Source organism: Paractinoplanes deccanensis, assembly GCF_016862115.1.
Lineage (GTDB): Bacteria > Actinomycetota > Actinomycetes > Mycobacteriales > Micromonosporaceae > Actinoplanes > Actinoplanes deccanensis.
The window spans coordinates 21,036-44,082 of the sequence record NZ_BOMI01000073.1; the positions used below are offsets into that span (position 1 = coordinate 21,036).

General features: G+C 71.9%; 21 protein-coding genes and 1 tRNA gene. 7 read left to right on the plus strand and 15 right to left on the minus strand.

Features of this window, described 5'->3' with window-relative positions:
* Nucleotides 1-20: 20 nt before the first annotated feature.
* The 4 genes from Ade02nite_RS19420 to sp36 form a co-directional block, all read right to left on the minus strand.
* Entirely contained in the window at nt 21-3,671 is a 3,651-nt protein-coding gene (locus tag Ade02nite_RS19420; protein ID WP_203765314.1) for an adenylate/guanylate cyclase domain-containing protein, read from the minus strand.
* Nucleotides 3,668-4,471 (minus strand): MBL fold metallo-hydrolase, encoded by an 804-nt coding sequence (locus Ade02nite_RS19425; protein WP_203765316.1) that lies wholly within the window; start codon nt 4,469-4,471, stop codon nt 3,668-3,670. Before Ade02nite_RS19425 ends, Ade02nite_RS19420 begins: the two co-directional genes overlap by 4 nt.
* Nucleotides 4,472-4,594: 123 nt before the next feature.
* Entirely contained in the window at nt 4,595-5,083 is a 489-nt protein-coding gene (locus Ade02nite_RS19430) for a RidA family protein (RefSeq protein WP_203765318.1), read from the minus strand.
* Complete coding sequence (sp36, locus tag Ade02nite_RS19435) at nt 5,080-5,235, minus strand: Sp36 family protein (RefSeq protein ID WP_203765321.1); 156 nt, start codon at nt 5,233-5,235, stop codon at nt 5,080-5,082. Before sp36 ends, Ade02nite_RS19430 begins: the two co-directional genes overlap by 4 nt.
* A gap of 105 nt (nt 5,236-5,340) precedes the next feature.
* On the opposite strand from sp36, the gene Ade02nite_RS19440 reads away from it, so the two are divergent.
* The 3 genes from Ade02nite_RS19440 to bagB are packed head-to-tail and all read left to right on the plus strand — an operon-like array spanning nt 5,341 to nt 8,356.
* Nucleotides 5,341-6,183: an Rv0361 family membrane protein gene (locus Ade02nite_RS19440; RefSeq protein ID WP_203765323.1), complete on the plus strand. Its 843-nt coding sequence runs from the start codon at nt 5,341-5,343 to the stop codon at nt 6,181-6,183.
* Nucleotides 6,184-6,206: 23 nt separating this feature from the next.
* On the plus strand, nt 6,207-7,160 hold the full coding sequence (bagA, locus tag Ade02nite_RS19445) for an ATPase BagA (RefSeq protein ID WP_203765326.1): 954 nt from the start codon (nt 6,207-6,209) through the stop codon (nt 7,158-7,160).
* 56 nt (nt 7,161-7,216) lie between these two features.
* Complete coding sequence (gene bagB, locus Ade02nite_RS19450; RefSeq protein WP_203765328.1) at nt 7,217-8,356, plus strand: ArsA family ATPase; 1,140 nt, start codon at nt 7,217-7,219, stop codon at nt 8,354-8,356.
* A gap of 17 nt (nt 8,357-8,373) precedes the next feature.
* Here the strand turns inward: bagB and Ade02nite_RS19455 are convergent, their stop codons facing one another.
* Complete coding sequence (locus tag Ade02nite_RS19455) at nt 8,374-8,676, minus strand: WhiB family transcriptional regulator (RefSeq protein ID WP_127498770.1); 303 nt, start codon at nt 8,674-8,676, stop codon at nt 8,374-8,376.
* Between the two features lie 296 nt (nt 8,677-8,972).
* Between Ade02nite_RS19455 and Ade02nite_RS19460 the strand changes: the two genes are divergently transcribed.
* Nucleotides 8,973-11,396 carry a transglycosylase domain-containing protein gene (locus Ade02nite_RS19460; RefSeq protein WP_203765392.1) on the plus strand — a complete coding sequence of 808 codons (2,424 nt, stop codon included), beginning with the start codon at nt 8,973-8,975 and terminating at the stop codon, nt 11,394-11,396.
* 115 nt (nt 11,397-11,511) lie between these two features.
* Here Ade02nite_RS19460 and Ade02nite_RS50935 read toward each other — a convergent pair whose 3' ends face one another.
* The 4 genes from Ade02nite_RS50935 to Ade02nite_RS19480 all read right to left on the minus strand — a co-directional run bounded on the left by Ade02nite_RS50935 (nt 11,512) and on the right by Ade02nite_RS19480 (nt 13,649).
* Nucleotides 11,512-12,021 carry an immunity protein Imm33 domain-containing protein gene (locus Ade02nite_RS50935; RefSeq protein ID WP_438870991.1) on the minus strand — a complete coding sequence of 170 codons (510 nt, stop codon included), beginning with the start codon at nt 12,019-12,021 and terminating at the stop codon, nt 11,512-11,514.
* A gap of 128 nt (nt 12,022-12,149) precedes the next feature.
* Nucleotides 12,150-12,350, minus strand: a complete 201-nt coding sequence (locus tag Ade02nite_RS19470; RefSeq protein WP_203765333.1) for a DNA-binding protein — start codon at nt 12,348-12,350, stop codon at nt 12,150-12,152.
* 256 nt (nt 12,351-12,606) lie between these two features.
* Nucleotides 12,607-12,683, minus strand: a tRNA-Pro gene (locus Ade02nite_RS19475).
* A gap of 72 nt (nt 12,684-12,755) precedes the next feature.
* On the minus strand, nt 12,756-13,649 hold the full coding sequence (locus Ade02nite_RS19480; RefSeq protein ID WP_203765335.1) for a metallophosphoesterase: 894 nt from the start codon (nt 13,647-13,649) through the stop codon (nt 12,756-12,758).
* 25 nt (nt 13,650-13,674) lie between these two features.
* Between Ade02nite_RS19480 and Ade02nite_RS19485 the strand changes: the two genes are divergently transcribed.
* Nucleotides 13,675-14,127 (plus strand): GatB/YqeY domain-containing protein, encoded by a 453-nt coding sequence (locus Ade02nite_RS19485; protein WP_203765338.1) that lies wholly within the window; start codon nt 13,675-13,677, stop codon nt 14,125-14,127.
* 19 nt (nt 14,128-14,146) lie between these two features.
* Here the strand turns inward: Ade02nite_RS19485 and Ade02nite_RS19490 are convergent, their stop codons facing one another.
* From Ade02nite_RS19490 to Ade02nite_RS19505, 4 genes are all read right to left on the minus strand, one after another.
* Nucleotides 14,147-14,995: a flagellin gene (locus Ade02nite_RS19490; RefSeq protein WP_203765341.1), complete on the minus strand. Its 849-nt coding sequence runs from the start codon at nt 14,993-14,995 to the stop codon at nt 14,147-14,149.
* A gap of 231 nt (nt 14,996-15,226) precedes the next feature.
* Nucleotides 15,227-15,526 carry a hypothetical protein gene (locus Ade02nite_RS19495; RefSeq protein ID WP_203765347.1) on the minus strand — a complete coding sequence of 100 codons (300 nt, stop codon included), beginning with the start codon at nt 15,524-15,526 and terminating at the stop codon, nt 15,227-15,229.
* Nucleotides 15,527-15,628: 102 nt separating this feature from the next.
* A complete protein-coding gene (locus Ade02nite_RS19500) occupies nt 15,629-17,809 on the minus strand; it encodes a putative bifunctional diguanylate cyclase/phosphodiesterase (protein WP_203765348.1) in 2,181 nt (726 codons plus the stop codon).
* 3 nt (nt 17,810-17,812) lie between these two features.
* Nucleotides 17,813-18,973 (minus strand): FIST signal transduction protein, encoded by a 1,161-nt coding sequence (locus Ade02nite_RS19505; protein ID WP_203765351.1) that lies wholly within the window; start codon nt 18,971-18,973, stop codon nt 17,813-17,815.
* Nucleotides 18,974-19,065: 92 nt separating this feature from the next.
* Here Ade02nite_RS19505 and pyrE point away from each other — a divergent pair, with 92 nt between their 5' ends.
* Entirely contained in the window at nt 19,066-19,590 is a 525-nt protein-coding gene (gene pyrE / locus Ade02nite_RS19510) for an orotate phosphoribosyltransferase (protein ID WP_203765352.1), read from the plus strand.
* 25 nt (nt 19,591-19,615) lie between these two features.
* Here pyrE and Ade02nite_RS19515 read toward each other — a convergent pair whose 3' ends face one another.
* Nucleotides 19,616-20,671 carry an aspartate-semialdehyde dehydrogenase gene (locus Ade02nite_RS19515; RefSeq protein WP_203765358.1) on the minus strand — a complete coding sequence of 352 codons (1,056 nt, stop codon included), beginning with the start codon at nt 20,669-20,671 and terminating at the stop codon, nt 19,616-19,618.
* A gap of 11 nt (nt 20,672-20,682) precedes the next feature.
* Complete coding sequence (locus Ade02nite_RS19520) at nt 20,683-21,948, minus strand: aspartate kinase (protein WP_203765360.1); 1,266 nt, start codon at nt 21,946-21,948, stop codon at nt 20,683-20,685.
* A 263-nt stretch (nt 21,949-22,211) separates the two neighbouring features.
* Between Ade02nite_RS19520 and Ade02nite_RS19525 the strand changes: the two genes are divergently transcribed.
* Complete coding sequence (locus tag Ade02nite_RS19525) at nt 22,212-22,988, plus strand: hypothetical protein (protein WP_203765362.1); 777 nt, start codon at nt 22,212-22,214, stop codon at nt 22,986-22,988.
* Nucleotides 22,989-23,047: the final 59 nt, after the last annotated feature.

A 23,047-nucleotide genomic window follows, 5' to 3' on the forward strand; every position in this document is an offset into this window, starting at 1 on the left:
TATCCCAGGCGTCCCGGTGATCATCCGGGCACGTCGGACGCGTAGGCGACAGTCTCCGGTGCGGGCGGCTCGGCACCCGCGGACACGAGGGTGTCACGCAGCTCCTCGGCCGCGCAACGCTCGCTCGTCTGCTCGGTGGCCGACGCCAGGCGCACCGCCTCGGCGGCCGCCCGGCGGGCCTCGTCGTACCGCTGGGCGGCGGCCAGCACCCGGGCGTGCACCATCGCGGCCAGCACGCCGCTGCGCACGTCCTCGGCGGGCACCTCGAGGGCCCGGTCGATCCAGGTCAGCGCGGTGTCGACCCGGCCGTCGGCGAGCAGCGCGGCAGCGTAGGAGGCCAGCGCGTGCCGCCGCGAGAAGAGCAGCGACGGCGTGCCCGTGTCGGTGGCGATCGGGGCCAGCAGGCCGATGGCCGTGGCCGCGTCGCCGGCCCGCAGCCGCGCCTCGGCCAGCAGCACCCGCGGCCCGACCTGGGCCGGGGCGAGCGGATTGTGCGGCTCCACCGCGGTCATCACCCGGCGGGCGTCGGCCTCGGCCTGCGCCAGGTCGCCGCGCTGGATCGCCACGAAGCCGCGCAGCGTGCCAGCCATGCCCAGCAGCAGCGGGTGGCCGGTCTTGTCCGCGTAGCCGAGGGCGTCGGTGAGCAGGTCGAACGCGTGGTCGAACTCGCCGAGCCCGCGGGCGATCGCGCCCCGGACGACCAGGGCCAGGCCCCGGCCCCAGTCGTCGGCCACGGCGTTGAAGTCCCGGTAGGCCCGGCGCGCCTCGCCGTCCGCCTCGGCCAGCTCGCCCAGCTCGGCCGCCGCGTAGGCCTCCACGGCGCGCAGCGTGCCCACCGCCCAGCCCTCGCCGACCCGGTCGCCGAACGGCAGGAAGACCCGGGCCAGCCGGCGCGACTCCTGCAACCGGCCGGCGAGCAGCCGGGCGAACGCCGTGGTGCCGCGCAGCCAGGACCGGCCCACCGGGTCGCCGAGCTCGGCGAACAGCCGCGCGGCCCGGCCGAGCACGGCGTCCGTACCGGCGAAGTCGCCCCGGGTGGTGGTGACCCAGGCGAGGTTTTGCAGGGCCCACGCCTGCCCGTGCCGGTCACCGGCGGCGAGCGTGACCTGATAGGCAGCGGCGAACCTGCTGCTCGCCTGGCTGAGCCGGCCGGCCAGGAAGTCGGCCATGCCGAGCCGGCGCATCGCGTTGGCCCGCTCCGGCAGCAGCTCGGCCTCGGTGGCGACCTCGAGCGCCTCCTGCCAGACCGTGACCGCCTTGTTCGTGTCGCCCAGCGCCTCGTGGGCCCGGCCGACCACCAGCAGCGCCTCGGCCTTGCTGACCGGCTCGTCGTCCGAGCCGGCGGCGATCTTTTCGCCGTGCTCGAGCGCCTCCTCGGCCCGGCCCAGCCGCAGCAGCGCGCGGGCGTAGACGAGCTGGTCGGGCAGGGGCAGCACGCCGTCGGGGGCGAGCAGCGCGGCCCGCTCGGCGTATTCGATCGACGCGCCCGGCTCGATGTTGGCCAGCGCGCGCCGGGCCATCCGCCCCAGCGCGGCCACGCCGAGCGGCGCCACCTCGCGCACGGCGGCGTCCGGCCGCAGGCGTACGGCGTCGGCCAGCTCGACCGCGCACTCGGCGTGGGTGGCCACGAAGGCGTCCCGGTCGTTGTCGGTCAGGCTCAGCCGGCTCGCGCTGTCGTAGCCGAGCCGGTCGATCGCCTCCGGCGCGGCCCAGTGGGCCAGGTAGGCGTGCCGGTCGGCCAGGTCGGCCTTGCCGATGCCGGAGTAGGCCGCCTCGCGCATCAGCGGGGTGGTGAAGGCGTAGCCGCCGCGCACCCGATGCAGCATGCGTCGCTGGAGGAGCTCGTCGACCGAGCGCTCCAGCTCGACCGCGGCGACCGCGCCCGGCCGGGCGTCGCTCGCGGCCCGCCGCTCGCGCAGCGCCTCGATCACCCCGGACGGCACGGTGTCGCCGACGACGGCCGCGTCCCGCAGCACCGACCGCGGCTCCGGCGGCAGCGCGTCGATGCGGGCCGCGAGCACCGCGGCCAGGTCGCGGGAGAGCAGCTGGCGGCCGAGCGAGCCGTCGGCGAGCATCCACTTGCCGGCCGCGTTGGCGCCGACCGCCGGCGTCAGCGCGCCCCGCTCCATCAGCAGCGTGACCATCTCGGCCAGGTAGAACGGGTTGCCCTGCGCGGTGGCGAGCAGCCGGTCGGTGTCGGGCTGGGGCAGCTTGCCGCCGTTCAGATAGGAGGTGAGCAGGCGGGAGGCGTCGGCGCCGCGCAGCGGGGGCAGCGTGTGCACCTCGGCGTCGGCGAGCCGGGTCAGCGCGCCGGCCGTGCGCACCAGCTCGGGACGGCCGAGCAGCAGCACCACCACCGGGCCGTCGAGCAGCGAGAGGGTCCGCCCGAGCGCGTCGACGGTCGACGCCGTCGCGTCGTGCAGGTCGTCGACGATCACCACCAGCGGGGCGTCGACGGCCAGCGCGCTGAGCAGCTCGGCCACCGCTGTGGAGATCGCGTCGGGGTCGAGCCGCTTGGTCGGCTGCCAGTCGGCGCCCGCCGCGGGCCCGACCGGGTTGGCCGGGGCCTCGCCGTAGCCGAGCAGGGCCAGCAGCCGGTCGATGTCGAGACGCACCGGGTCGCCGTCGCGGCCGAGCCGGTTGGCGAGCTTGCGCAGCCGCTCCTCGACCACCGTGCGGCCGACCGTGGAGACCACGTCCTTGGGCAGGCCGACCGACTTGCGCACGAGGTCGGCCAGGGGCGCGAAGCGGCGGCGCTCGCCGAACGCGCGGCACCGGACGCGCAGCACCCGGGCGCCGGCGTGGGCCGCGTACCGCCCGTTGCCGACGTCGTAGCCGGCGGCGAGCCGCTTGACCTCGCCCGCGAAGCGGGACTTGCCGATGCCGGCCTCGGCGGTCATCACCATGACCCGCGGGGTGCCGGCGTCGATCGCCTCGGCGAGCCGGCCGGCCACCCGGCCCAGCTCGGTCTCGCGGCCGACGAACGGCGCCTCGTCGCCCAGGCCCGACCGGGTGCCCGGGGCGTCGTGCAGGCCGAGCAGCTCGAACGCCGGCACGGGCTCGCGCTTGCCCTTGAGCCGCAGCGGGCGCAGCTGCCGCCAGGAGGCGATGTGCCGGGTGCCGCCGCTGGTGCGGGAGCCGGCGTAGACGGCGCCGACGGCGGCCGCGTCGGCGAGCCGCGCGGCCGTGTTCACCGTGTCGCCGATGACCGTGTATTCGATGCCGGCCTGCATGCCGGCGACCACCTCGCCGGTGTTCAGGCCGACGCGCAGGCCGAGGGGCGCGCCACCACCGCGCTCGTCGTCGAGCACCCGGCGCACGGCACGCTGCATGCTCAGCGCGGCGCGCACGGCACGCTCGGCGTCGTCCTCGTGCGCCACCGGGGCGCCGAAGACCGCCATGATGCCGTCGCCGGTGAGCTTGTCGACGTGGCCGCCGAACGTCTTCACCGCGCCGGCCAGGGCGGCCAGCACCCGGTCGGTGACCGCGCCGACCCGCTCCGGATCGAGGTCCTCCGACCAGGAGGTGAAGTCGGACAGGTCGCCGAAGAGCACAGTGACGATCCGCCGCTCGGCCGCGGGCAGGGTCGCCGCGGCCGGCAGGGCGGCACCGCAGTTGTGGCAGAAGCGGGCGCCCGGCACGGCGACGGTTCCACACACAGGACAGGTCACAGCCGATCCAACCCGCCTGCGAGTGTTCCTGATTCCCGGTTTTTGTGATTGAGGTAATCAAGTTGGGCGGCGGCCGACCAGACGGCCGCGAACCGCACCGCCGGATCGATGTCCGGGTAGACGATGTCGACGACCTGCTCGGCCGTCTCGGCGCCGGCCTCCATCGCGGCCGTGACCTGCGCCAACCGTTCCTCACGGTGGGCCAGGTAGGCCCGCGCGACCGCCGACACGTCGTCGCGCGCGGGACCGTGCCCGGGCAACATCAGGACATTTTCGTACGCCGTCAGGCGTCGGAGACTCGACAGATAGTTGCCCAGATGGCCGTCGGGATGCGCGACCACCGTCGTGCCGCGGCCGAGGATCGTGTCGCCGGTGAAGACCGCCGCGCCGTCGACCACGAAGCAGACCGAGTCGGCGGTGTGGCCCGGGGTGGCCAGCACGTCGATGGTCAGGCCGGCCGCGGTGAGCCGCGCGTCGCCCGCCATCGGCCGCGCGGGGATCGCGTGGGCGGGGTCGGCGGCGAGCACCGGGGTGCCGCCGAGGATCTCGGCGAGGCGGGCAGCACCCTCGACATGGTCGTGATGACCGTGAGTAATCAGGATCGCCTCGTACGGACCGTGCTCGGCGATGTGGGCCAGGTGGCCCTCGTCGAGCGGGCCGGGGTCGATCACCACGCCGAGCCGCTCGCCGGGCGCGCGCAGCACCCACGTATTGGTGCCGTCCAGCGTCATCGGACCCGGGTTGGGCGCGCGCAACAGCGTCACCCACCCCGGCAGGCCGTTCGGCGCAGCACCCCCCATGCGCGAAATCCTACGTCGCGCATGGGGTGAACGGAGAGGACCGGATGTGCGATCTCCGTGCCCGCTCAGGTTACGGAAAGCAACCAGAACGGTGGAGAGATCACCTCAGGTCAGCGGGAACCGCTACTCGGCCAACTCGACGATGACCTCGACCTCGACCGGGGCGTTCAGCGGCAGCTCGGCCACGCCGACCGCGCTGCGGGCGTGCCGCCCCTGCTCGCCGAAGACCTCGCCGAAGAGGTTGGACGCCCCGTTGACGACCGCCGGCTGGCCGGTGAACCCGGGCGCCGACGCGACGAAGCCGGTCAGCTTCACGATCTTGCCGACCCGGCCGAGGCCGACCAGCGCCTCCACCGCGGCGAGCGCGTTGAGGGCACAGTAGCGGGCGAGCTCGGTGCCCTGCTCGGGCGTGACCTCGGCGCCGACCTTCCCCTCGTACGGCAGCTTGCCCTCGACCAGCGGAAGCTGCCCGGAGACGTAGACATAGTTGCCCGACTGCACCGCCGGGACGTAGGACGCCAGCGGCGGCACCACGGTCGGCAGGGTCAGGCCCAACTCGGCGAGCTTCGCGTACGCGTCGACGCCGCCGTCACCGGCGATCGGCGTCGTCACTGCTTCGGCCGCTTCATGTAGGCGACCAGCTGGTCGGGGTTCGGGCCCGGAACGACCTGAACCAGTTCCCAGCCGTCCTCGCCCCAGTTGTCGAGAATCTGCTTGGTCGCGTGGACCAGCAGGGGCACGGTCACGTACTCCCACTTCTGCATCGCTGCTACTCCTCGATCGTCGGTACCGCGCTCAGCTTAGGGCCCACGATCGGCCCGATTTGACTAGGCTGAGCAAGCCGGACACGTCACATCACGGAGGGCGACATGACGCACCCGCAGGGCGGTCACCCGGGCCATCCGGAGCCCGAGCCGGTGCCCACGCCCGACCCCGAGCCGCCGCAGCCGATCCCGCCGGAGGAGCCCATCCCGACGCCGGAGCCGCCCCGGGCCGCCGGCGACTTCATCGACGCCGCGCCCGAGCCGCCCGGGCACCAGTGGCCGCCGCCCGGCGCCTTCGCCGACGAGCAGCCCACCTCTCATGAGGAGACCCAGGTCATCCCGGCCGCGCCCGGGTGGCAGCCGCCGGTGCCGGCCGGACCGTGGCACGCGCAGCACGAGGCGCCCGGCCAGTGGCAGACCACCCCGCCCGAGCACCTGGCCTACCAGCACTCCCTGCCCCTGCCCCAGCCCGAGCCGATCTGGGCCGGCCCGCCGCAGCAGCCGAAGTCCCGCCGGGGCGCGCTCTGGGTGTCGGTCGCGCTCGCCGGCACGCTGCTGCTCTGCGGGGGCGGCGCCGTCTCGGCCTACTTCCTGTTGCGCAACGCCGACAACCCGGGCTCGCCCGACGCGGCGACCGCTGTCGACCGGTTCCTGACCGCCGTCTACACCGAGCAGGACGCGGCGGCCGCCGACGACCTGGTCTGCCGCGAGGCCCGCGACAAGCAGAAGATCGCCGACCGGGTCGACGACATCAAGGCGTACGCCGACGGCTATCAGGACCCGGTGTTCCGCTGGGCCGAGCCCGCCGTCGCCGGCGACGAGGAGGACCGCGCCACCGTGTCGGTGCAGGTCACCATGTCGACCGCCGACGAGAAGACGGCGTCGCAGGACCTGCGGTTCACGGTGATCCGCAAGACCGGCTGGCTGGTGTGCGAGGTCACCGGCTGAAATCTGCCCGTACCGTTGAGTCCATGGGCGAGCAAGTGAACAGGTGGCCGGCGCGGCTGCACGTGGTGACCGGCAAGGGCGGCACCGGCAAGACCAGCGTGGCCGCGGCCCTGGCGCTGGGCCTGGCCGCGGGCGGCAAGCGGACGCTGCTCGTCGAGGTCGAGGGCCGGCAGGGCATCGCCCAGCTCTTCGAGACCGAGCCCCTGCCCTACAAGGAGCTGCGGATCGCCCAGGTCGCGGGCGGCGGCGAGGTGCGCGCGCTGGCCGTCGACCCCGAGGAGGCCCTGCTCGAATACCTCGACATGTTCTACCACCTGGGCGCCGCCGGCCGGGCGCTGCGCAAGGTGGGCGCCATCGACTTCGCCACCACCATCGCCCCGGGCCTGCGCGACGTGCTGCTCACCGGCAAGGTCAAGGAGGCGACCACCCGGTCCCAGGACGGCAAGAGGGCGTACGACGCGGTGGTGCTGGACGCCCCGCCGACCGGCCGGATCGGCCGGTTCCTCAACGTGACCGCCGAGACCGCCAAGCTCGCCAAGGTCGGCCCGATCAAGACACAGAGCGACAGCGTCGCCGCGCTGCTGCGCTCGCCGATCTCGTCGGTGCACGTGGTCACCCTGCTCGAGGAGATGCCGGTGCAGGAGACGCTCGACGCGATCGCCGAGCTCACCGCCCTGCGCATCCCGGTCGGCCGGATCATCCTGAACGCCACCCGCCCCGCGCTGGTGACGAGCGGACGGGTGACAAAGGCGGAGCTGAAGCGCGGGCTCGCCGAGGCGGGCCTGCCCAGCGACCCGGCCACGGTGACCGGCCTCGCCACCGAGGTGAAGGCGCACCTGACCCGCCAGGAGCTCGAGGAGACGCTGCGCGCGGAGCTGTCCGAGACCGGATATCCCCTGGTCGAGCTGCCCCTGCTGCCCCGCGGCGTCGACCAGGCCGGCCTCGACGAGCTGGCCGCGGCGTTGATGCGCGCGTGATGGGGGCCCCACCACAGTCCCCCGGCGCTGGATCAAATACGGACTACCCTGGAGTAGTGGGTGACGTGACCGCCTCCGACCGGCTGGACATCGACGGTCTGCTCGCCGATCCGGCCACCCGCATCGTGGTCTGCTGCGGCGCCGGTGGGGTGGGCAAGACGACCACCGCGGCCGCGATCGGCGTGCGGGCCGCCGAGGTGCACGGCCGGCGCACCGTGGTGCTGACCATCGACCCGGCCCGGCGGCTGGCGCAGTCGATGGGCCTCAGCGAGCTGGACAACACGCCCCGCCAGGTCAAGGGCATCGACGCCGAGAACGGCGGCGAGCTGCACGCGATGATGCTCGACATGAAGCGCACCTTCGACGAGGTGGTGCAGCAGCACACCACGCCGCAGCGTGCCGCGGAGATCTTCGCGAACCCGTTCTACCAGGCCATGAGCTCCACCTTCGCCGGCACACAGGAGTACATGGCGATGGAGAAGCTGGGCCAGCTGCGGGCCACCGACGAGTGGGACCTCATCGTCGTGGACACGCCGCCGTCGCGCTCCGCGCTCGACTTCCTCGACGCGCCGGCCCGGCTCTCGCGCTTCCTCGACGGGCGCATGCTGCGCATGTTGCTCGCCCCGGCGCGCACCGGTGGGCGGAGCATGTTCAGCCTGGTCACGGCGTCGTTCGGGCTTTTCTCCCGTACGGTGCAAAAGGTCCTCGGCGCCCAGTTGCTCACCGACCTGTCGGGCTTCGTGGCCGCGCTCGACTCGATGTTCGGCGGCTTCCGGCAGCGCGCCGACGAGACGTACCGGATCCTGCAGGACCCGCAGACGGCGTTCCTGCTGGTCGCGGCCCCCGAGCGGGACGCGGTGCGGGAGGCCGCCTACTTCGCCGAGCGGCTGGTCGCCGAGCGCATGCCGCTGGCCGGGCTGGTGCTCAACCGGATGCACCGCTCCGAGGTGCCCGGCCTGCCGGCCGACCGCAGCGAGGCGGCCGCCGGCGCGCTCGACGCGACCGGTGACCACAAGCTGACCGCCGACGCGCTGCGGATCCACGCAAACCTCGTACGGCAGACCGAGCGCGAGCAAAAGGTGGCCGCGACCTTCACCGACGCCTTTCCCGCGGTGCCCGCGGTCTCCGTCACGGCGCAGCCCGCCGACGTCCACGACGTCGACGGGCTGCGGACGATCGGCGCGCTTCTCGCGTAAGGCGCGCCGCCGCGTCCCTAGCGGGTGGGGACGAGCACCTTGTCGGCGCCCTTCTCCCGCATCGCGGCCTCGAACATCTTCCGCCAACTCGCCACGTGCGGGTGGCGGCGCAGCAGCGCCCGCCTCTCCCGTTCGGTCATTCCTCCCCAGACGCCGAACTCGATCCGGTTGTCCAGGGCATCGGCGAGGCATTCGTAGCGAACCGGGCAGCTGCGGCAGATCCTCTTCGCCACGTTCTGCTCGGCGCCCTGCACAAACAGCGCGTCAGGGTCGCCACTCTGACACGCGGCCATGCTGGGCCAGTCGCTGATCATCCCCATCTGTAAACGTCCCCCCTAGCGTTACCCCCCTGACGTCCGCGGGCGCATGTCCCCCAGGCCGTGCGGACGTCGTGCGATTAGCTCGCCGGACCATCATGCTCTGTAGTTGGGCGATTACGCAACGTTGTCCCTCAAATACGTACAGCCCGGTGGTTCCGGGCAAAGGCCACGAAGCCGTATCCCCAAAAGCCCACAAAAAATCCACCGTTAGGGCAGACTGATTCTGGGCGAACCGTGACTCTCTCGACGCGCGGTCACGTGCGGTCCTCGCGTACCCTGCTCGGGTGACCTCCTGGATGCGCAGACGCGATCACAACATCTTCGCCAATGCGACCTCGTTGCTGATCTGCGGTTTACTCGCCGGCGTCGTCGTCGCGGCAGCTGCTTTCCCGGCCGCCGCCATGTCCGGACTGGCCGCCAAGGCCGGTGGCGAGACGTTCGCGCAACTGCCCAGTGAGCTCAAGGACTTCAGCTCCCCGCAGATCACCCGCATCTACGCGAGCGACGGGCGCACGCAGATCTCGCAGTTCTACGACGAGTTCCGCAGCGACGTCCCGTTCAAGGACATCTCGAAGTACATGCGGGACGCGATCGTGGCCGCCGAGGACCGCGACTACTACAACCACAACGGCGTCGACCTCAAGGGCGTCGCCCGCGCGTTCGTCAACAACAGCGGCAAGTCCGAGTCCAAGCAGGGCGCGTCGACCATCACGATGCAGTACGTGCGGCTCTCGCTCGCCTACTCGGCGACGAACCCGCAGGAGGTCGTCGACGCGACCAAGGACACGCCGAAGCGCAAGATCACCGAGATGAAGTACGCGCTTCAGGTGGAGAAGGAGCTCTCCAAGGACCAGATCCTGGAGCGCTACCTCAACATCGCGCCCTTCGGCAACCAGGCGTACGGCGTCTACGCGGCCAGCCAGGTCTACTTCAACAAGAAGCCCAAGGACCTCACGATCGGCCAGGCCGCGATGCTCGCCGGCATGGTCAAGGCGCCGACCAGCTTCAACCCCACCACCGCCGAGGGCTACCCGCAGATCCAGCAGCGGCGCGACAACTACATCATCCCCGGCATGGTCGAGGCCGGCGCGATCACCCAGGCCCAGGCCGACAAGGCCAAGAAGGAAACCATCCCGCGCAAGGTCAAGCCGGTCGGCAACGGCTGCGTGTCGGTGGCCAACAACAACTGGGGCTTCTTCTGCGACTACTTCTACCGCTGGTGGATGAGCCAGGAGTCGTTCGGCGCCACCACGTACGACCGTGAGCGCCGGCTCAAGAGCGGCGGCTACCGCATCGTCACGACGATGGACGTCAAGGGCACCGCGGCCGCCCGCAAGCGCATCGCCGACCACATCTCGCAGAACAACAAGAACGCGCTCCTGATCGCCGGCATCGAGCCCGGCAACGGCAAGGTCCGCGTGCTCTCCGCCAACCGGCGCTACAAGCTCGACGACCCGGCCAACCCGCAGAACCCGCTGTCGTCCGACAAGCGCAAGGCCAAGGCCGGCGTCCGCGCGACCTACCCGAACACGACGAACCCGCTGCTCTCCGGCGGCGGCGACATCAGCGGCTACCAGGCCGGCTCGGTGTTCAAGATGTTCACCATGGTCGCGGCGCTCGAGAAGGGCTACCCGCTCGCCTACCCGATCAAGGCCGAGAAGCGCTACAAGTCGGGCTACATCATCGACTCGAGCAACGACTCCGCCTGCCCCGGCACCCACTTCTGGTGCCCGAGCAACTCCGGCGGCGGAGGCGAGGGCGTCTACAACATGTGGACCGCCTTCGGTAAGTCGATCAACACGTACTTCGTACCGCTGGAGGAGCGGGTCGGCGCCGAGAACGTGGTCGCCGTGGCGAAGCGGTTCGGCGTGCAGTTCCGCGTCAAGCAGGACGCCGACTTCGCGAACGACCCGGTCGCCGCGAACCAGTGGGGCGCCTTCACCCTGGGCGTGTCGGCGTCGACGCCGCTCGACATGGCCAACGCGTACGCGACCCTGGCCGGCGACGGCATGCGCTGCGAGCCCACCCCGATCGAGCAGATCACCACGCAGGACGGCGAGAAGCTCGACATCGGCAAGCCGAGCTGCCTGAGAGCGACCAGCGCCGACGTCGCCCGGGCCACGCTCGACGCCACCCGCTGCCCGGTCGGCGACTCGGCCCAGCTGGGCAACTGCAACGGCGCGACGGCCCGCGCGGTGAAGGCGACGGTGAAGCACCCGGTCTTCGGCAAGACCGGCACCACCGACAACGACAAGACCGCCGCCCTGATCGCCGGCACGACGAAGCTGGTCGTCGCGGGCTACCTGGTCAACCCGGACTGGCCCCAGCACACCGACCGGATGAGCCACGACGTGGTCAACCCGGCGGTCTACGAGACCCTCGCCGACTACATGAAGGGCAAGCCGAAGGAGCAGTTCAAGGTCCCCGGCAGCAAGAAGATCGCCGAGGGCGACCAGCGCTCCATCCCCCGCGTCACCTGCCAGTCCATCGACGACGCCCGCGACGAGATCGAGGCCGCCGGCTTCGACGCCACGGTCGGCGGCGAAGTCGACTCCGACTGCCCCAAGGGCACCGCGGCCGGCACCGACCCCGGCGGCCGCACCATCAAGGGCGGCGTCGTCGTCATCCAGGTGAGCAAGGGCAAGGCCCCCGCGGCCCCGCCGGCCGGCACCCCGCCGGGCAACAACCCCCAGCAGCCGAAGCCCCCGGGCCGCCGCTGACAGTCCACGAACGGGCGGGACACCCTCACGGGTGCCCCGCCCGTTCTGTTTGCAGGCAAGGGACAGGCTCGCCCTCACCGCCTTGACCACCGCGATCCGGGACCAGCTGTCCCAGTCACTCCACGACGAACGCCTCGTCGAAGAAGACGTCCTCATAGCCAGGCGCAAGAACCACCCCCCAGCCCGGCGGCAGCGCCAGGTAGGGAAGCAATTCAGGTACTTGCTCGGGCATATGCTCAACGTGGCTGGCGCTGAAGAAGTCGGCGTCGTCCGGGCGCTGGTCGCCACGCCACACGTACCAGCCGTTCGTCGAGCCGACGGGTAGATGACGCACCGTGTTGAGCGGCACCAGTTTCGGCCCTCTCGACAGGGCGATCCCCACCATGGATCCCCGCGCCGGCACCATCGGCCGAACCCCGAACCGCCGACACACGCGACGCTGCTCCCACCTGATCCGCACGGCGCATCCTCGCAAACGCACCACACGCCAGGAGAGCCGGGAACAGCCCTTCGCCGCGCGACTCTTCCACCCATGCCCGACGCCGACTACCCGTGCCAACCGGAACGGCCAGCGCGGCACGGCACGGCGGCGCGGCACGGCGGCGCGGCGCGGCACGGCCGGCACGGCATAGTCGGCCGGGCACGGTCAGCGCGGAGGCGACCATGCTCGCCGTGCACCGAGGTCGAGGTTCAACCGACAGCAGGCGCAGGCATCCCAGCGTCAGGCGTCGCTCGCGGGACGCCTCGACAACCTCAGTCGGCCGGCCGGGCCAGCGCGGGCCGATATACCTCGATCCAGGCCTCGATGTCGGCCGCCTTCCACACCCGCCCCTGGGCGAGCTCATCGAGCGGCGGCGGCCAGTCGGCCCGGAGCGCCAACTGATAGACCCGCTGGCGGGTGATCCCGCCGAATCGCACCCGTATCTCCGCGACACCCATGAGCGTACTAGACATGGAGCTAGTTTACGTACGACTACCACATCCTGTCATTCCCCCGGATGTGCCAATCCTCCGGCTTCGATGGCGCGGGTGGTTGCGGGCTCGGTTTCCAGACTTTGAACACAGGCCGCGCGTGGGGCCGCCCCTCGGCGACACCAGGACCGCGTGCCGCCGGCGGCGGAAGTCACACCGGAGGGGAACGCCGCGCGGACGAGCCGGGAAACAGTTCGGCCCGGGCGCCTGTGGCGACCGGGCCGAACCTGCTAACTCTTGGTCGGGGTGGCCGGATTTGAACCGACGGCCTCTTCGTCCCGAACGAAGCGCGCTACCAAGCTGCGCCACACCCCGAGCTGCCAGGAAATACTATCCGACGCCTCGCCGGACGCGAAATCGGTATCCCCGGAAGCGTAAAACCGCAGGTCAGCGCGGTATGAGGGTGAGTATCGAGGCTTCGGGGCGGCAGGCGAAGCGGATCGGGGCGGTGGGGTGGGTGCCCAGTCCGGCCGAGACGTGCAGCCACGCGTCGGAGCCGGGCCAGCGGTGCAGGCCCTTCGCCATCGACGTGGGGAGGTCGCAGTTGGTGGTGAGGGCGCCGTGGAACGGGACGCACACCTGGCCGCCGTGGGTGTGGCCGGCCAGCAGGAGCTCGAAGCCGTCGGCGGCCATCGCGTCGAGGACCCGGGAGGCGGGCGTGTGGGTGACGCCCAGGTGGATGTCGGCGCCGGGGGAGATCGGGCCGGACACGGCGGGGTAGTCGTCGCGGTCGACGTGCGGGTCGTCGACGCCGGCCAGTTCGATCGAGCGGCCGCCCGCCTTGAGCGTGGTGCGGGCGTTGTTGAGGTCGGCCCAGCCCGCGTCGACCAGGGCGGCGCGCAGGTCCTCGGTGGGCAGGTCGCCGCCCTGGCGGTACTCCCGCTCGGGCATCAGGTATTCGAGGGGGTTCTTCCACCGCGGGCCGCGGTAGTCGTTGGAGCCGAAGACGAACGCGCCGGGCACCGACAGGAGCGGGTCGAGCGCTCGCAGCACGCCGGGAACAGACGCCGGGTCTGCCATGTTGTCGCCGGTGACGATCACCAGGTCGGGGTCGGTGCCGCCGAGCGCGGCCACCCACGCCTGCTTGCGTCGCTGGTCGGGCATCATGTGCAGGTCCGACAGGTGCAGGATCCGCAACGGCTCGGCGTCCGGTTCGAGCACCGGCACGTCGAAGCGCCGCAGCGTGAACATGTTGCGTTCGACCAGCGAGGCATAGGCGAAGGTCGCGCCGCCCACGGCGGCCACCCCGGCACCCAGGGCGAATATGGAGCGCTTACGCATGACCGAAAGAGTAGTTTCTCCGTCCATGGGAACGCTCAAAGACCGCCTGAACGATGACCTGCACGCCGCGATGAAGGGCCGCGACGAGCTGACCACCTCCACGCTGCGCATGGCACTCGCCGCCGTCCGCAACGCCGAGGTCGCCGGCTCCGCCGCGCGTGATCTCACCGACGACGAGGTTCTCGCGGTGCTGACGCGCGAGACCAAGAAGCGTCGCGAGGCCGCCACGGCGTTCGCCGACGCGGGCCGGTCCGAGCAGGCGACCAAGGAGCGTTCCGAGGGTGAGGTGCTGGAGCGCTACCTGCCGAAGCAGCTGACCGACGACGAGATCGCCGCCCTGGTCCGCGAGGCGCTGGCGGCGGGCGGTTTCAGCGGCAAGGCCCAGATGGGCCCGGCGATGAAGGCCGCGCAGGCCGCCGTCGCGGGCCGCGCCGAGGGCGGCCGAGTGGCGGCGGAGGTGCGCCGCCAGCTCGGCTGAGAAGGTCCGGCCCGCCCTGTCAGTAGCCCATGAGCAGGTGCCGGACGACGGACGCGTTCAGGGCGTTGACCTGGGCCAGCATCGCGGCGGCGGATTCGGCGCGGATGCTCGCGGCCGTCATGTCGAGGGTCTCCTGGGCGACGTCCACGCCGACCAGGTTGTCCAGCGCCGACTCGATGCCGCCGGCCTGGGCGCCGAGCACCGACACGTGGTGGCCGAGCGCGGACGACAGGCCGCCGGTCGACGAGAGGCTCGCGGTGACCGCGGCCTGCGCCTCCTCGATCGCGGTCAGCGCGTCGGCCTGGGTGGTTCCGCCGGCGAAGTCGATGTCCGCGAGCTGCATGGTGGTGCCGAGGTCGGCGGCGGCGATGGAGATCGCGTTCAGCTCCACCGTGTCCGAGGCGCTGCCGGTGGCCGCGATCTTGAAGTTGAGGCCGGTCGTGGCGATGGATCCGTCGAGGAGCTTCTCGCCGGCGACCGTGGTGGTGGTCTGTGCCAGCCTGGTCAGCTCGTCGGTCAGCTGGGTCACTGTCTGCTGGGCCGCGCTGACCGATGCCGGGTCGGCGGAGTTCATGCCGAGGACGGTGGTGCGCAGCTCGGTGAGGATGTCGGACGCCGTCTGGAGGCCGCTGGAGGCAAGGTCCGCGGCGGCCACCGCGTCCTGCGTGGCCCGCAGGTAGATGCCGTTCGCACCCTGCTGGGCGCGCAGCGAGATCTCCTTGGTGGCCGCGACCGGGTCCTCGGCGAACGAGGTGAACCTGCGGCCGGAGGAGATCCGGGCCGCGGAGTTGTCGACGGCCTGGAGGGCCTGGGCCTGGTATCGGGCGATGCGCATGGCGGTGGCGCTGTTCACTCCGGTGACGAACATGCGTGCTCCTGGCGTTGCTCGGGGGATCCCGGGGGAGGGGGACGGGCTCAACAGTCGGTCGGCGCTCCGGAAACGCAACGATTTTGATCCGTCGCATCCACCAATTTCCGGAACAACTGGCCGATCGGCCGGCTCGCATCGGTTGAAAAGCGGGAGCAGTCGGGTGAAAAGCGGGTCGCGAACGGAACGGGGGCACGGCCGCGTCGGCCGTACCCCCGAAAGGTTGTGATCTCAGAGAGCGAGCTGGGGCCGCACCGGGACGGCGGTGACCGCCGGGCTGGCGCTGCGGCCGGGCAGCTGCTGCTGGGGGACGGCGTAGGGGCCGAGCATGGACTCGATCGCCGGGGCGATGGCCGGGCGGTCGTTGAGCTGGATGAGCCGCGCGGCGCGGGCCAGCGAGCCGGTCTCGCCGTCGCGGAAGCCCTCGCGGTACCCCTTCTCGTAGCGCTCGCCGCGGCCGAGGGCCCGACCGAGGGCGAAGCACGTGGAGCCGGCGAGGGCGAGCAGGAAGATCAACGCGAAGGGTGTCACCGTTATTTTCCTTCCGGGGCTTATGTCTGAATTAGCCGAAAAGTACCTCCCAAGGATCCCGCATGCGGTAGAGCGGTGATCAAGTACGCCAACGGGTGAAGATCAACCCCGCACGGCGATCGATGCGCGTGACAGCTTGGCCGGCACCTCGGCGGCGTCGGCCGGCCGGCACAGGTGGTAGCCCTGGCCATAACCGCAGCCCAGCCGCCTGAGCGCGGTCAGTTGCGCGGCGTTCTCGATGCCCTCGGCCACCACCCGCAGCCCGAGGATCTGCGCCAGCTCCACGATCGTGCGTACCAGCGCCAGGTCCTCCCCGGTCAGCTCGGCGCGCGCGATGAACGCCCGGTCGATCTTCAGCTCGTCCACCGGCAGCTCCCGCAGGTACGCCAGCGACGAGTAGCCGGTGCCGAAGTCGTCGATCGAGAGCTGTACGCCGAGCCCGCGCAGCTGGTGCAGCGCCGCCTTGCCCAGGTCCGGCTCGCTCATCAGCACGGACTCGGTCAGCTCGAGCGTCACCGCGCTCGACGGCAGCCCGGCGATCGCCAGCGCCCGCAGGACATTGTCCGTGAACCGCGGGTGCACCAGCTGATGACCCGACACGTTGACGTTGAGACCCAGATCCGGGAAGTCGCGCCGCCACCGCGCCACCTGCACCGCGCTGGTCTCGAGCACCCACTGCCCGATGTCGACGATCAGCCCGAACTCCTCGGCGATCGGGATGAAGTCGACCGGCGACACGAACCCGCGCGCCGGGCTGTACCAGCGGATCAACGCCTCCGCACCGATCGGCTTGCCGTCCGCGAGCCGGATCAGCGGCTGGTACTGCACCCGGAACTCGCCGTCGCGCAGCGCCCGCTGGAGGTCGCCGCGCAGGCTGAGGTGATCGAGCGCCTCGGTGTGCATGTACGGCTGATAGGCCAGCACCCGGCCCGGTCCGTCCTTCTTGGCCCGGTACATGGCCACGTCCGCGTTGTGCAGCAGCTCCTCCGGCTTCAGCGACGGCTCGCGCGAGACGGCCACCCCGACGCTCGCGCCGATGAAGACCTCGCGGCCGGCGACCCGGAACGGCTCCTTGACGGCCGCCACGATCCGCTCGCCGATCAGCGTCGCCGACTCCACAGTCGAGTCGTGCAGCAGCGCCGCGAACTCGTCGCCGCCGAGCCGGGCGATCGTGTCGCTCGCCCGTACGCATCCGCGCAGCCGCCGGGACACCAGCGCGAGCAGCTGATCGCCGGCCTCGTGGCCGAGGCTGTCGTTGACCGCCTTGAACCGGTCGAGGTCGACGAAGAGCACGCTGGTCGGGTCCTCGGCCGTCTGCCGCGAGGCCAGCAGCCGGTTGAGGATGGCCAGGAAGAGCGCCCGGTTGGGCAGGCCGGTGACCGGGTCGTGGTGCGCCTCGCGGACCGCCTCCACCGTGCGCGCGTCGGTCAGCGCCAGGCTCACCTGCTGGGCGAACGCGGCCAGCTGGTCGCGGCGTTCGGTGTCCTCCTCGGTCACCCCCGCGAGCAGCGCCACCAGGCTGCCGGCCATCTCGCCGGTGACCCGCACCGGTGCGGCCATCATCAACCCACGCGGATCCCGGCGTACGAGGACCGCCCCGCCCGACATCGCGGTCCGCGCCAGGCTCTCCGGCGGCGACACACCCCCGCCCGACGTCGACGCGATCGTCAGACGGCGTTCCGGGCCACCCTCGGCCAGCATCAGCGTCACCGTGGCGCCTTCGAGCAGGTCGGAGGCGCCGCCGGTCACCGCGTCCAGGATCTCCGGCAGCGGGCGCCGCGCCGAGATCGCCCGCTGGATCGTCAGGAGCGTCTCGACCAGCCGTTGCCGGGTCTGCGCGGACGTCGCCTGCCGTTCCTTCTCGGCCCGCAGGTGGCGTTCGGCGGCCAGCATCCGGATGCTGCGCAGCGCGAGCCCGAGCACCTGGCCCATGCCCTGGAGCATCTGCCGCTCCTCGGGCTCGAACGGCTCGGCGAGCCGGGCCACGACCAGCGCCTCGCCGGCCTGGTCGCCGAGCGGGTTCGCCACCGCGTACAGCTCGCCGACGTTCGGCACGACCAGCATCGGCCGGCCCGCGGCGACCTCCAGGACCTCCGCTTCCGGCACGGCCGGCCCGAAGCCGTACGCCCCGTGCACGGCACCTTCGCGCACGACCGCGCCCACCTCGGCGTCCACCATCTCGGCCGCCCGCTCGACGGCGTTCGCCATCGCGCACGTCTCGTCCTCGGCCGCGTTGACCGCCGTGAAGTACTCGGTGAGCTGATGGGTCGACCAGGCCAGCATGGCTTACGCCAGGGCGAGGGTGACGAGGGTCAGGTGGTGCATGCCGAGCGCCCCGCGCACCCGCGCGATCTCCCCGAGCGTGTAGAGGCCCGCGAACGGGGCGTCGCCCAGGGCCGCGTGCATGGCCCGCATCTCCTCGTCGAGCCCGCCCTCGATCAGGCCCGCGCGCCGGCCGCCGCAGTCGAAGGCGAGCACGCCGAGCGGGGGCAGGCCGTCGAGCCGCGCCACCGCCTCGCCGCACGACCAGGCGGTGCCGTCGAGCAGCGCCTGACGGTCGCCCTCCATGAGCCAGACGAGCGCGCCCTGCGGGACGTCGGCGGTGCCCCAGACGGACCGTTCCTCGTCGTCCCCCGCGTGGATCACCCGGATGTCCTCGCCGCTGCGCCGGGAGAGCCCGAGCGGCTGGAGCTGCCGTCCCCGGTCGAAGAACTCCTCGGCCGAGCCGTCGAAGTTGTTGCGGCGCAGCAGCACGTCGAGCGCCGGCTCGCCGTCGAGCTGGTAGATATGAGGGCCGTGACTCTTGGTGACCACCATCGGCGGCTCGGTGCGCCGCCAGCCGTGCGCGACGCCGACGCCGATCGGGCCGTCGGAGCCGAGCGCGAGCCCGATCACCACGCCGCTGAGCACCTCGTCGCCGTAGAACTGGAAGGTCTGCTTGAACCGCCGGTCATCCGCGGAGAAGCCGCCGACCAGCGGAACCGTCGCGCCCAGATGCGAGTACGCGCCGCGGACGATCTCGTGCGGCCGCCCGGACAACCCCTCGCAGAGCAGGATCAGCACCTGGTGCTCGTCGTGCAGGCCGTGCATGGCCTCGGCCGCCGCGGCGCCGGCCGCCCGCGGATCCGACCTATTGATCGGCGCTACCCGCACACGCACGGTGAAGCCGTCACCGCCGAGGGCCGCCACCGCCAGGCCGCCGTCGGTGACGCCGGCGCTGCCCAGCTCGCCCATGGTGGTGCAGCCGACGATCTCGGCGTCCGGCCCGGCCTCGGCCCGCACCGCGCCCAGCAACGCGGGCAGATCATGGCTCACCGAGGCGAAGACGAAGACCGCCTTGGGCGTACGCCCGCCGATCGCCGCCCGCGAGGCCTCGGCGCCCGCCTTGGCGGAGTCGGGGGCAACACTCTGGCCCACGCCGAACCAGCGGTGCGGGTTGATCTGCATGATCCTCTGATCGGCACGATTTGTCGGTTGCTGAGTGGTTGCTTGTGGGGTGCTGTCGTCCGTCCCCGGGCGGCCTGACAGGCTAGGCGCTTGTGAGTGACTCTGACCTTGCGCGGCAGGTCCGCGCCGTGAGCCGGCTGACCGGCGAGTTCGTCCTGCGCTCCGGCCGCATCGCGAACGAGTACTTCGACAAGTACCAGTTCGAGGCGGACCCGGTGCTGCTCGACAAGCTGGCCGAGCAGATGGCCGTGCTGATCCCCGAGGGCACCGAGGTGCTGGCCGGGCTCGAGATGGGCGGCATCGCCGTGGTGACCGCCGTGGCCCGGCACGCCAACCTGCCCACGGCCTTCGTCCGCAAGCAGGCCAAGCAGTACGGCACCGCGCGGCTGGCCGAGGGCGCCGAGGTGGCGGGCCGCCGGGTGCTGGTGGTCGAGGACGTGGTGACCTCGGGCGGCCAGGTCGTCATCTCGACGAACGACCTGCGCAAGCTGGGCGCGCACGTCGACCACGCGCTCTGCGTGATCGACCGGCAGGAGGGCGGCGCCGAGGCGCTGTCGGCCGAGGGCATCACCCTGCGCGCGCTGCTGACCCGCGCCGACCTCGAGGCCGCTGCCTGATCGTCCGTACGAGGGGCCGCCGGGCCTATTTCGACAGCTCGGCGGCCAGCATCTCGGCGATCTGCACCGTGTTGAGCGCCGCGCCCTTGCGCATGTTGTCGCCGGTGACGAAGAGGTCGAGCGCCCGCGGGTCGTCCATGGCCCGGCGGATGCGCCCCACCCACGAGGGGTCGGTGCCGACGGCGTCGATCGGCATCGGGAACTCGCCGGCCTCGGGGTCGTCGACGAGGATCACCCCGGGCGCGTTGCGCAGCGCCTGACGGGCGCCCTCGGCGTTGACCTCGGAGCCGAAGACGGCGTGCACCGCGATCGAGTGGCCGGTGACCACCGGCACCCGTACGCAGGTGGCGGAGACCTTGAGCGCCGGCAACTCCAGGATCTTGCGGGACTCGTTGCGGAGCTTCAGCTCCTCGGAGGACCAGCCGAGCTCCTCGAACGCGCCGGACCACGGCACCACGTTGAGCGCCAGCGGGGCCGAGAACGGGCCGAGGTCGTCGCCGACGGCCTGGCGCACGTTGCCCGGCCGGGAGCCGAGGAGCCGGTCGCCCGCGACCTTGCTCAGCTGGTCGTGCAGCGTGTCGACGCCGAGCTGGCCGGCGCCGGAGGCCGCCTGGTAGGAGGCGAGCACGAGCTCGCGCAGGCCGTACTCGCGGTGCAGCGGGGCGACCGCCATGATCATCGCCATCACCGTGCAGTTGGCGTTCGCGACGATGTTGCGCGGGCGGTGGCGCAGCGCGTGGGCGTTGACCTCGGGCACCACGAGCGGGACGTCGGGCTCCATGCGGAACGCCGCCGAGTTGTCGACCACTGTCACGCCGCGGGCCGCCACGATCGGCGCCCACTCGCGCGACACGTCGTCGGGCACGTCGAACATCGCGACGTCGACCCCGTCGAACGCCTCGGGCGTGAGCTCGGCGACGGTGAGCTGCTCACCGCGACAGCTCAGCCGCTTGCCGGCCGAGCGCGAGGAGGCGATCAGCCGGATCTCGCCCCAGACGTTGCGCCGGGACGAGAGCAGCTCGAGCATGACCGTACCGACGGAGCCGGTGGCTCCGACGACGGCGAGCGTGGGCTGCGCCATGGCAGGCGCTCTTACCGGCCGGTGCCCGCGTAGACCACCGCCTGCTCGCCGCCGCCCAGCTCGAACTGGTCGTGCACGGCGCGGACCGCGGTGTCGAGGTCGCTGTCACGGCAGACCACGGAGACCCGGATCTCCGAGGTGGAGATCATCTCGATGTTGACGCCGGCCTCGCCGATGCAGGCGAAGAAGGAGGCCGCGACGCCCGGGTGCGAGCGCATGCCGGCGCCGATCAGCGAGACCTTGCCGACGTGGTCGTCGAAGAGCAGGCTCTTGAACTTGATCTGGTCCTTGATCTTGTCGAGCGCGGTCATCGCGGTGGGGCCGTCGGCCTTGGGCAGCGTGAACGAGATGTCGGTGCGCCCGGTGCCCTCGGTCGACACGTTCTGCACGATCATGTCGATGTTGATCTCGGCCTGGGCCACGGTCTCGAAGATGCGGCCGGCCGCGCCGGGCTCGTCCGGCACCCCCACGATCGTGATCTTGGCTTCACTCCGGTCGTGCGCGACCCCGGTGATGAGCGCTTGTTCCACGGAAGGGTCCTCCATCGATCCGGTGACCATGGTGCCGGGCTTGCTGGAATAGGAAGAGCGTACGTGGATGGGCACCTTGAAGCGCCGTGCGTACTCCACGCATCGCAACATCAGCACCTTCGCCCCACCGGCGGCGAGCTCGAGCATCTCCTCGTACGTGATCTGCTTGATGTGCTGCGCGTCGGGGACGATGCGCGGGTCGGCGGTGAAGACGCCGTCCACGTCGGTGTAGATCTCACACACGTCGGCGTGCAGGGCGGCGGCGAGCGCCACAGCTGTCGTGTCCGAGCCGCCGCGGCCGAGCGTGGTGATGTCCTTGGTGTCCTGGGAGACGCCCTGGAAGCCGGCCACGATCGCGATCGCGCCCTCGTCGAGCGCGGTGCGCAGGCGGCCCGGCGTCACGTCGATGATGCGCGCCTTGCCGTGCGTCGAGGTGGTCAGCACGCCGGCCTGCGAGCCCGTGTACGACCGGGCCTCGTAGCCCAGGTTGTGGATGGCCATCGCGAGCAGCGCCATCGAGATGCGCTCGCCCGAGGTGAGCAGCATGTCGAGCTCGCGGCCCGGCGGCAGCGGGCTCACCTGGTTGGCCAGGTCCATCAGCTCGTCGGTGGTGTCGCCCATCGCGGACACCACGACCACGACGTCGTCACCGGCCTTGCGGGCGGCGACGATCCGCTCGGCGACCCGCTTGATCCGCTCGGCGGTCGCGACGGACGAGCCCCCGTACTTCTGCACCACCAGTGCCACGGCGATCGATTCCTTCGCTGTACGTACCGGCGGCGCCGGTCAGGACAATGAGAATTGTTCAGGGCGGTGGAGACCGTCCCGCCGACGTGCGGCAGGTGCGACTCAAGGTAGGCCCTGAACAACCCTCAATCGCCACCACAGTAGCCGTGAGGCCCGCGCAGGCCGACATGCGATCCCAGATTCCGGCGCGGCGGGCGAGGCGGCGCGCACGACACGCCGACGCGCGAACGAGCGATACCGCCTCGGGAGGCGAGAATGTCTCGGTGCGCCCTCGCTTGATCCTCTTGTCCGCCGCCGTCCTCCTCTCCGGAGCCGCCGGCGCGTGTGGCGATGCCGCGGGCGGCACCAGCGCTCCCACGCCGACCGCCTCGGCGGCGGTCGAGGCCACCGGCACGCCGGACGCCCGCGCCGACCTCGCCGCCCGGGCCGCGCTGGCCATGGACAAGGCGTACGCGGCGCTCTACACGCTGGACGAGGGCGGCGGCAAGACGCGCAACGTGGTCGCCACGGTCGGCGCCGACGGCACGTGGAAGGTCGACGTCGGCGGCGGGGCGCTGGGCGGCACGGCCGACGTGTCGCTCGTCTCCGTCGCGACCGGCGTCTACCAGTGCAGCATCTCCTCCGCGACCAACCCGATCACGCCGACCTGCGTCAAGCTCGCCGACGCCGGCAAGCGCGTGCCCAAGGAGTACGACCTGCAGGTGCAGCGCCTCTTCCGCCAGTGGCTGAGCGTCTTCACCGACCGGCAGGCGGCGATCGCGGTGACCGCGGTGCAGCCGCTGACCGGCGCGAAGGGCGACTGCTTCTCGGTCGACTCGACCGCCGCCTCGCTGGCCGCACCGGTCGACATCGGCATCTACTGCTACTCCGCCGACGGCGTGCTGACCGCCGCCCGGGTCAGCTTCGGCGTGCTCAAGGAGGTCAGCCAGTCGACCGGGCCGGCGACCGTGCAGCTGCCGGGCGCCGTTGTCGCCGGGCCGCCGATGAGCCTGGACGCCCCGCCGCCGGTGGTGCAGCCGTCCCTCGCACCCTCCTCGTGACTTCCCACGATCCGGGCGTCTCGCTGGCCACACGGTTGCCGAGCGCGTAACGTCCCTAC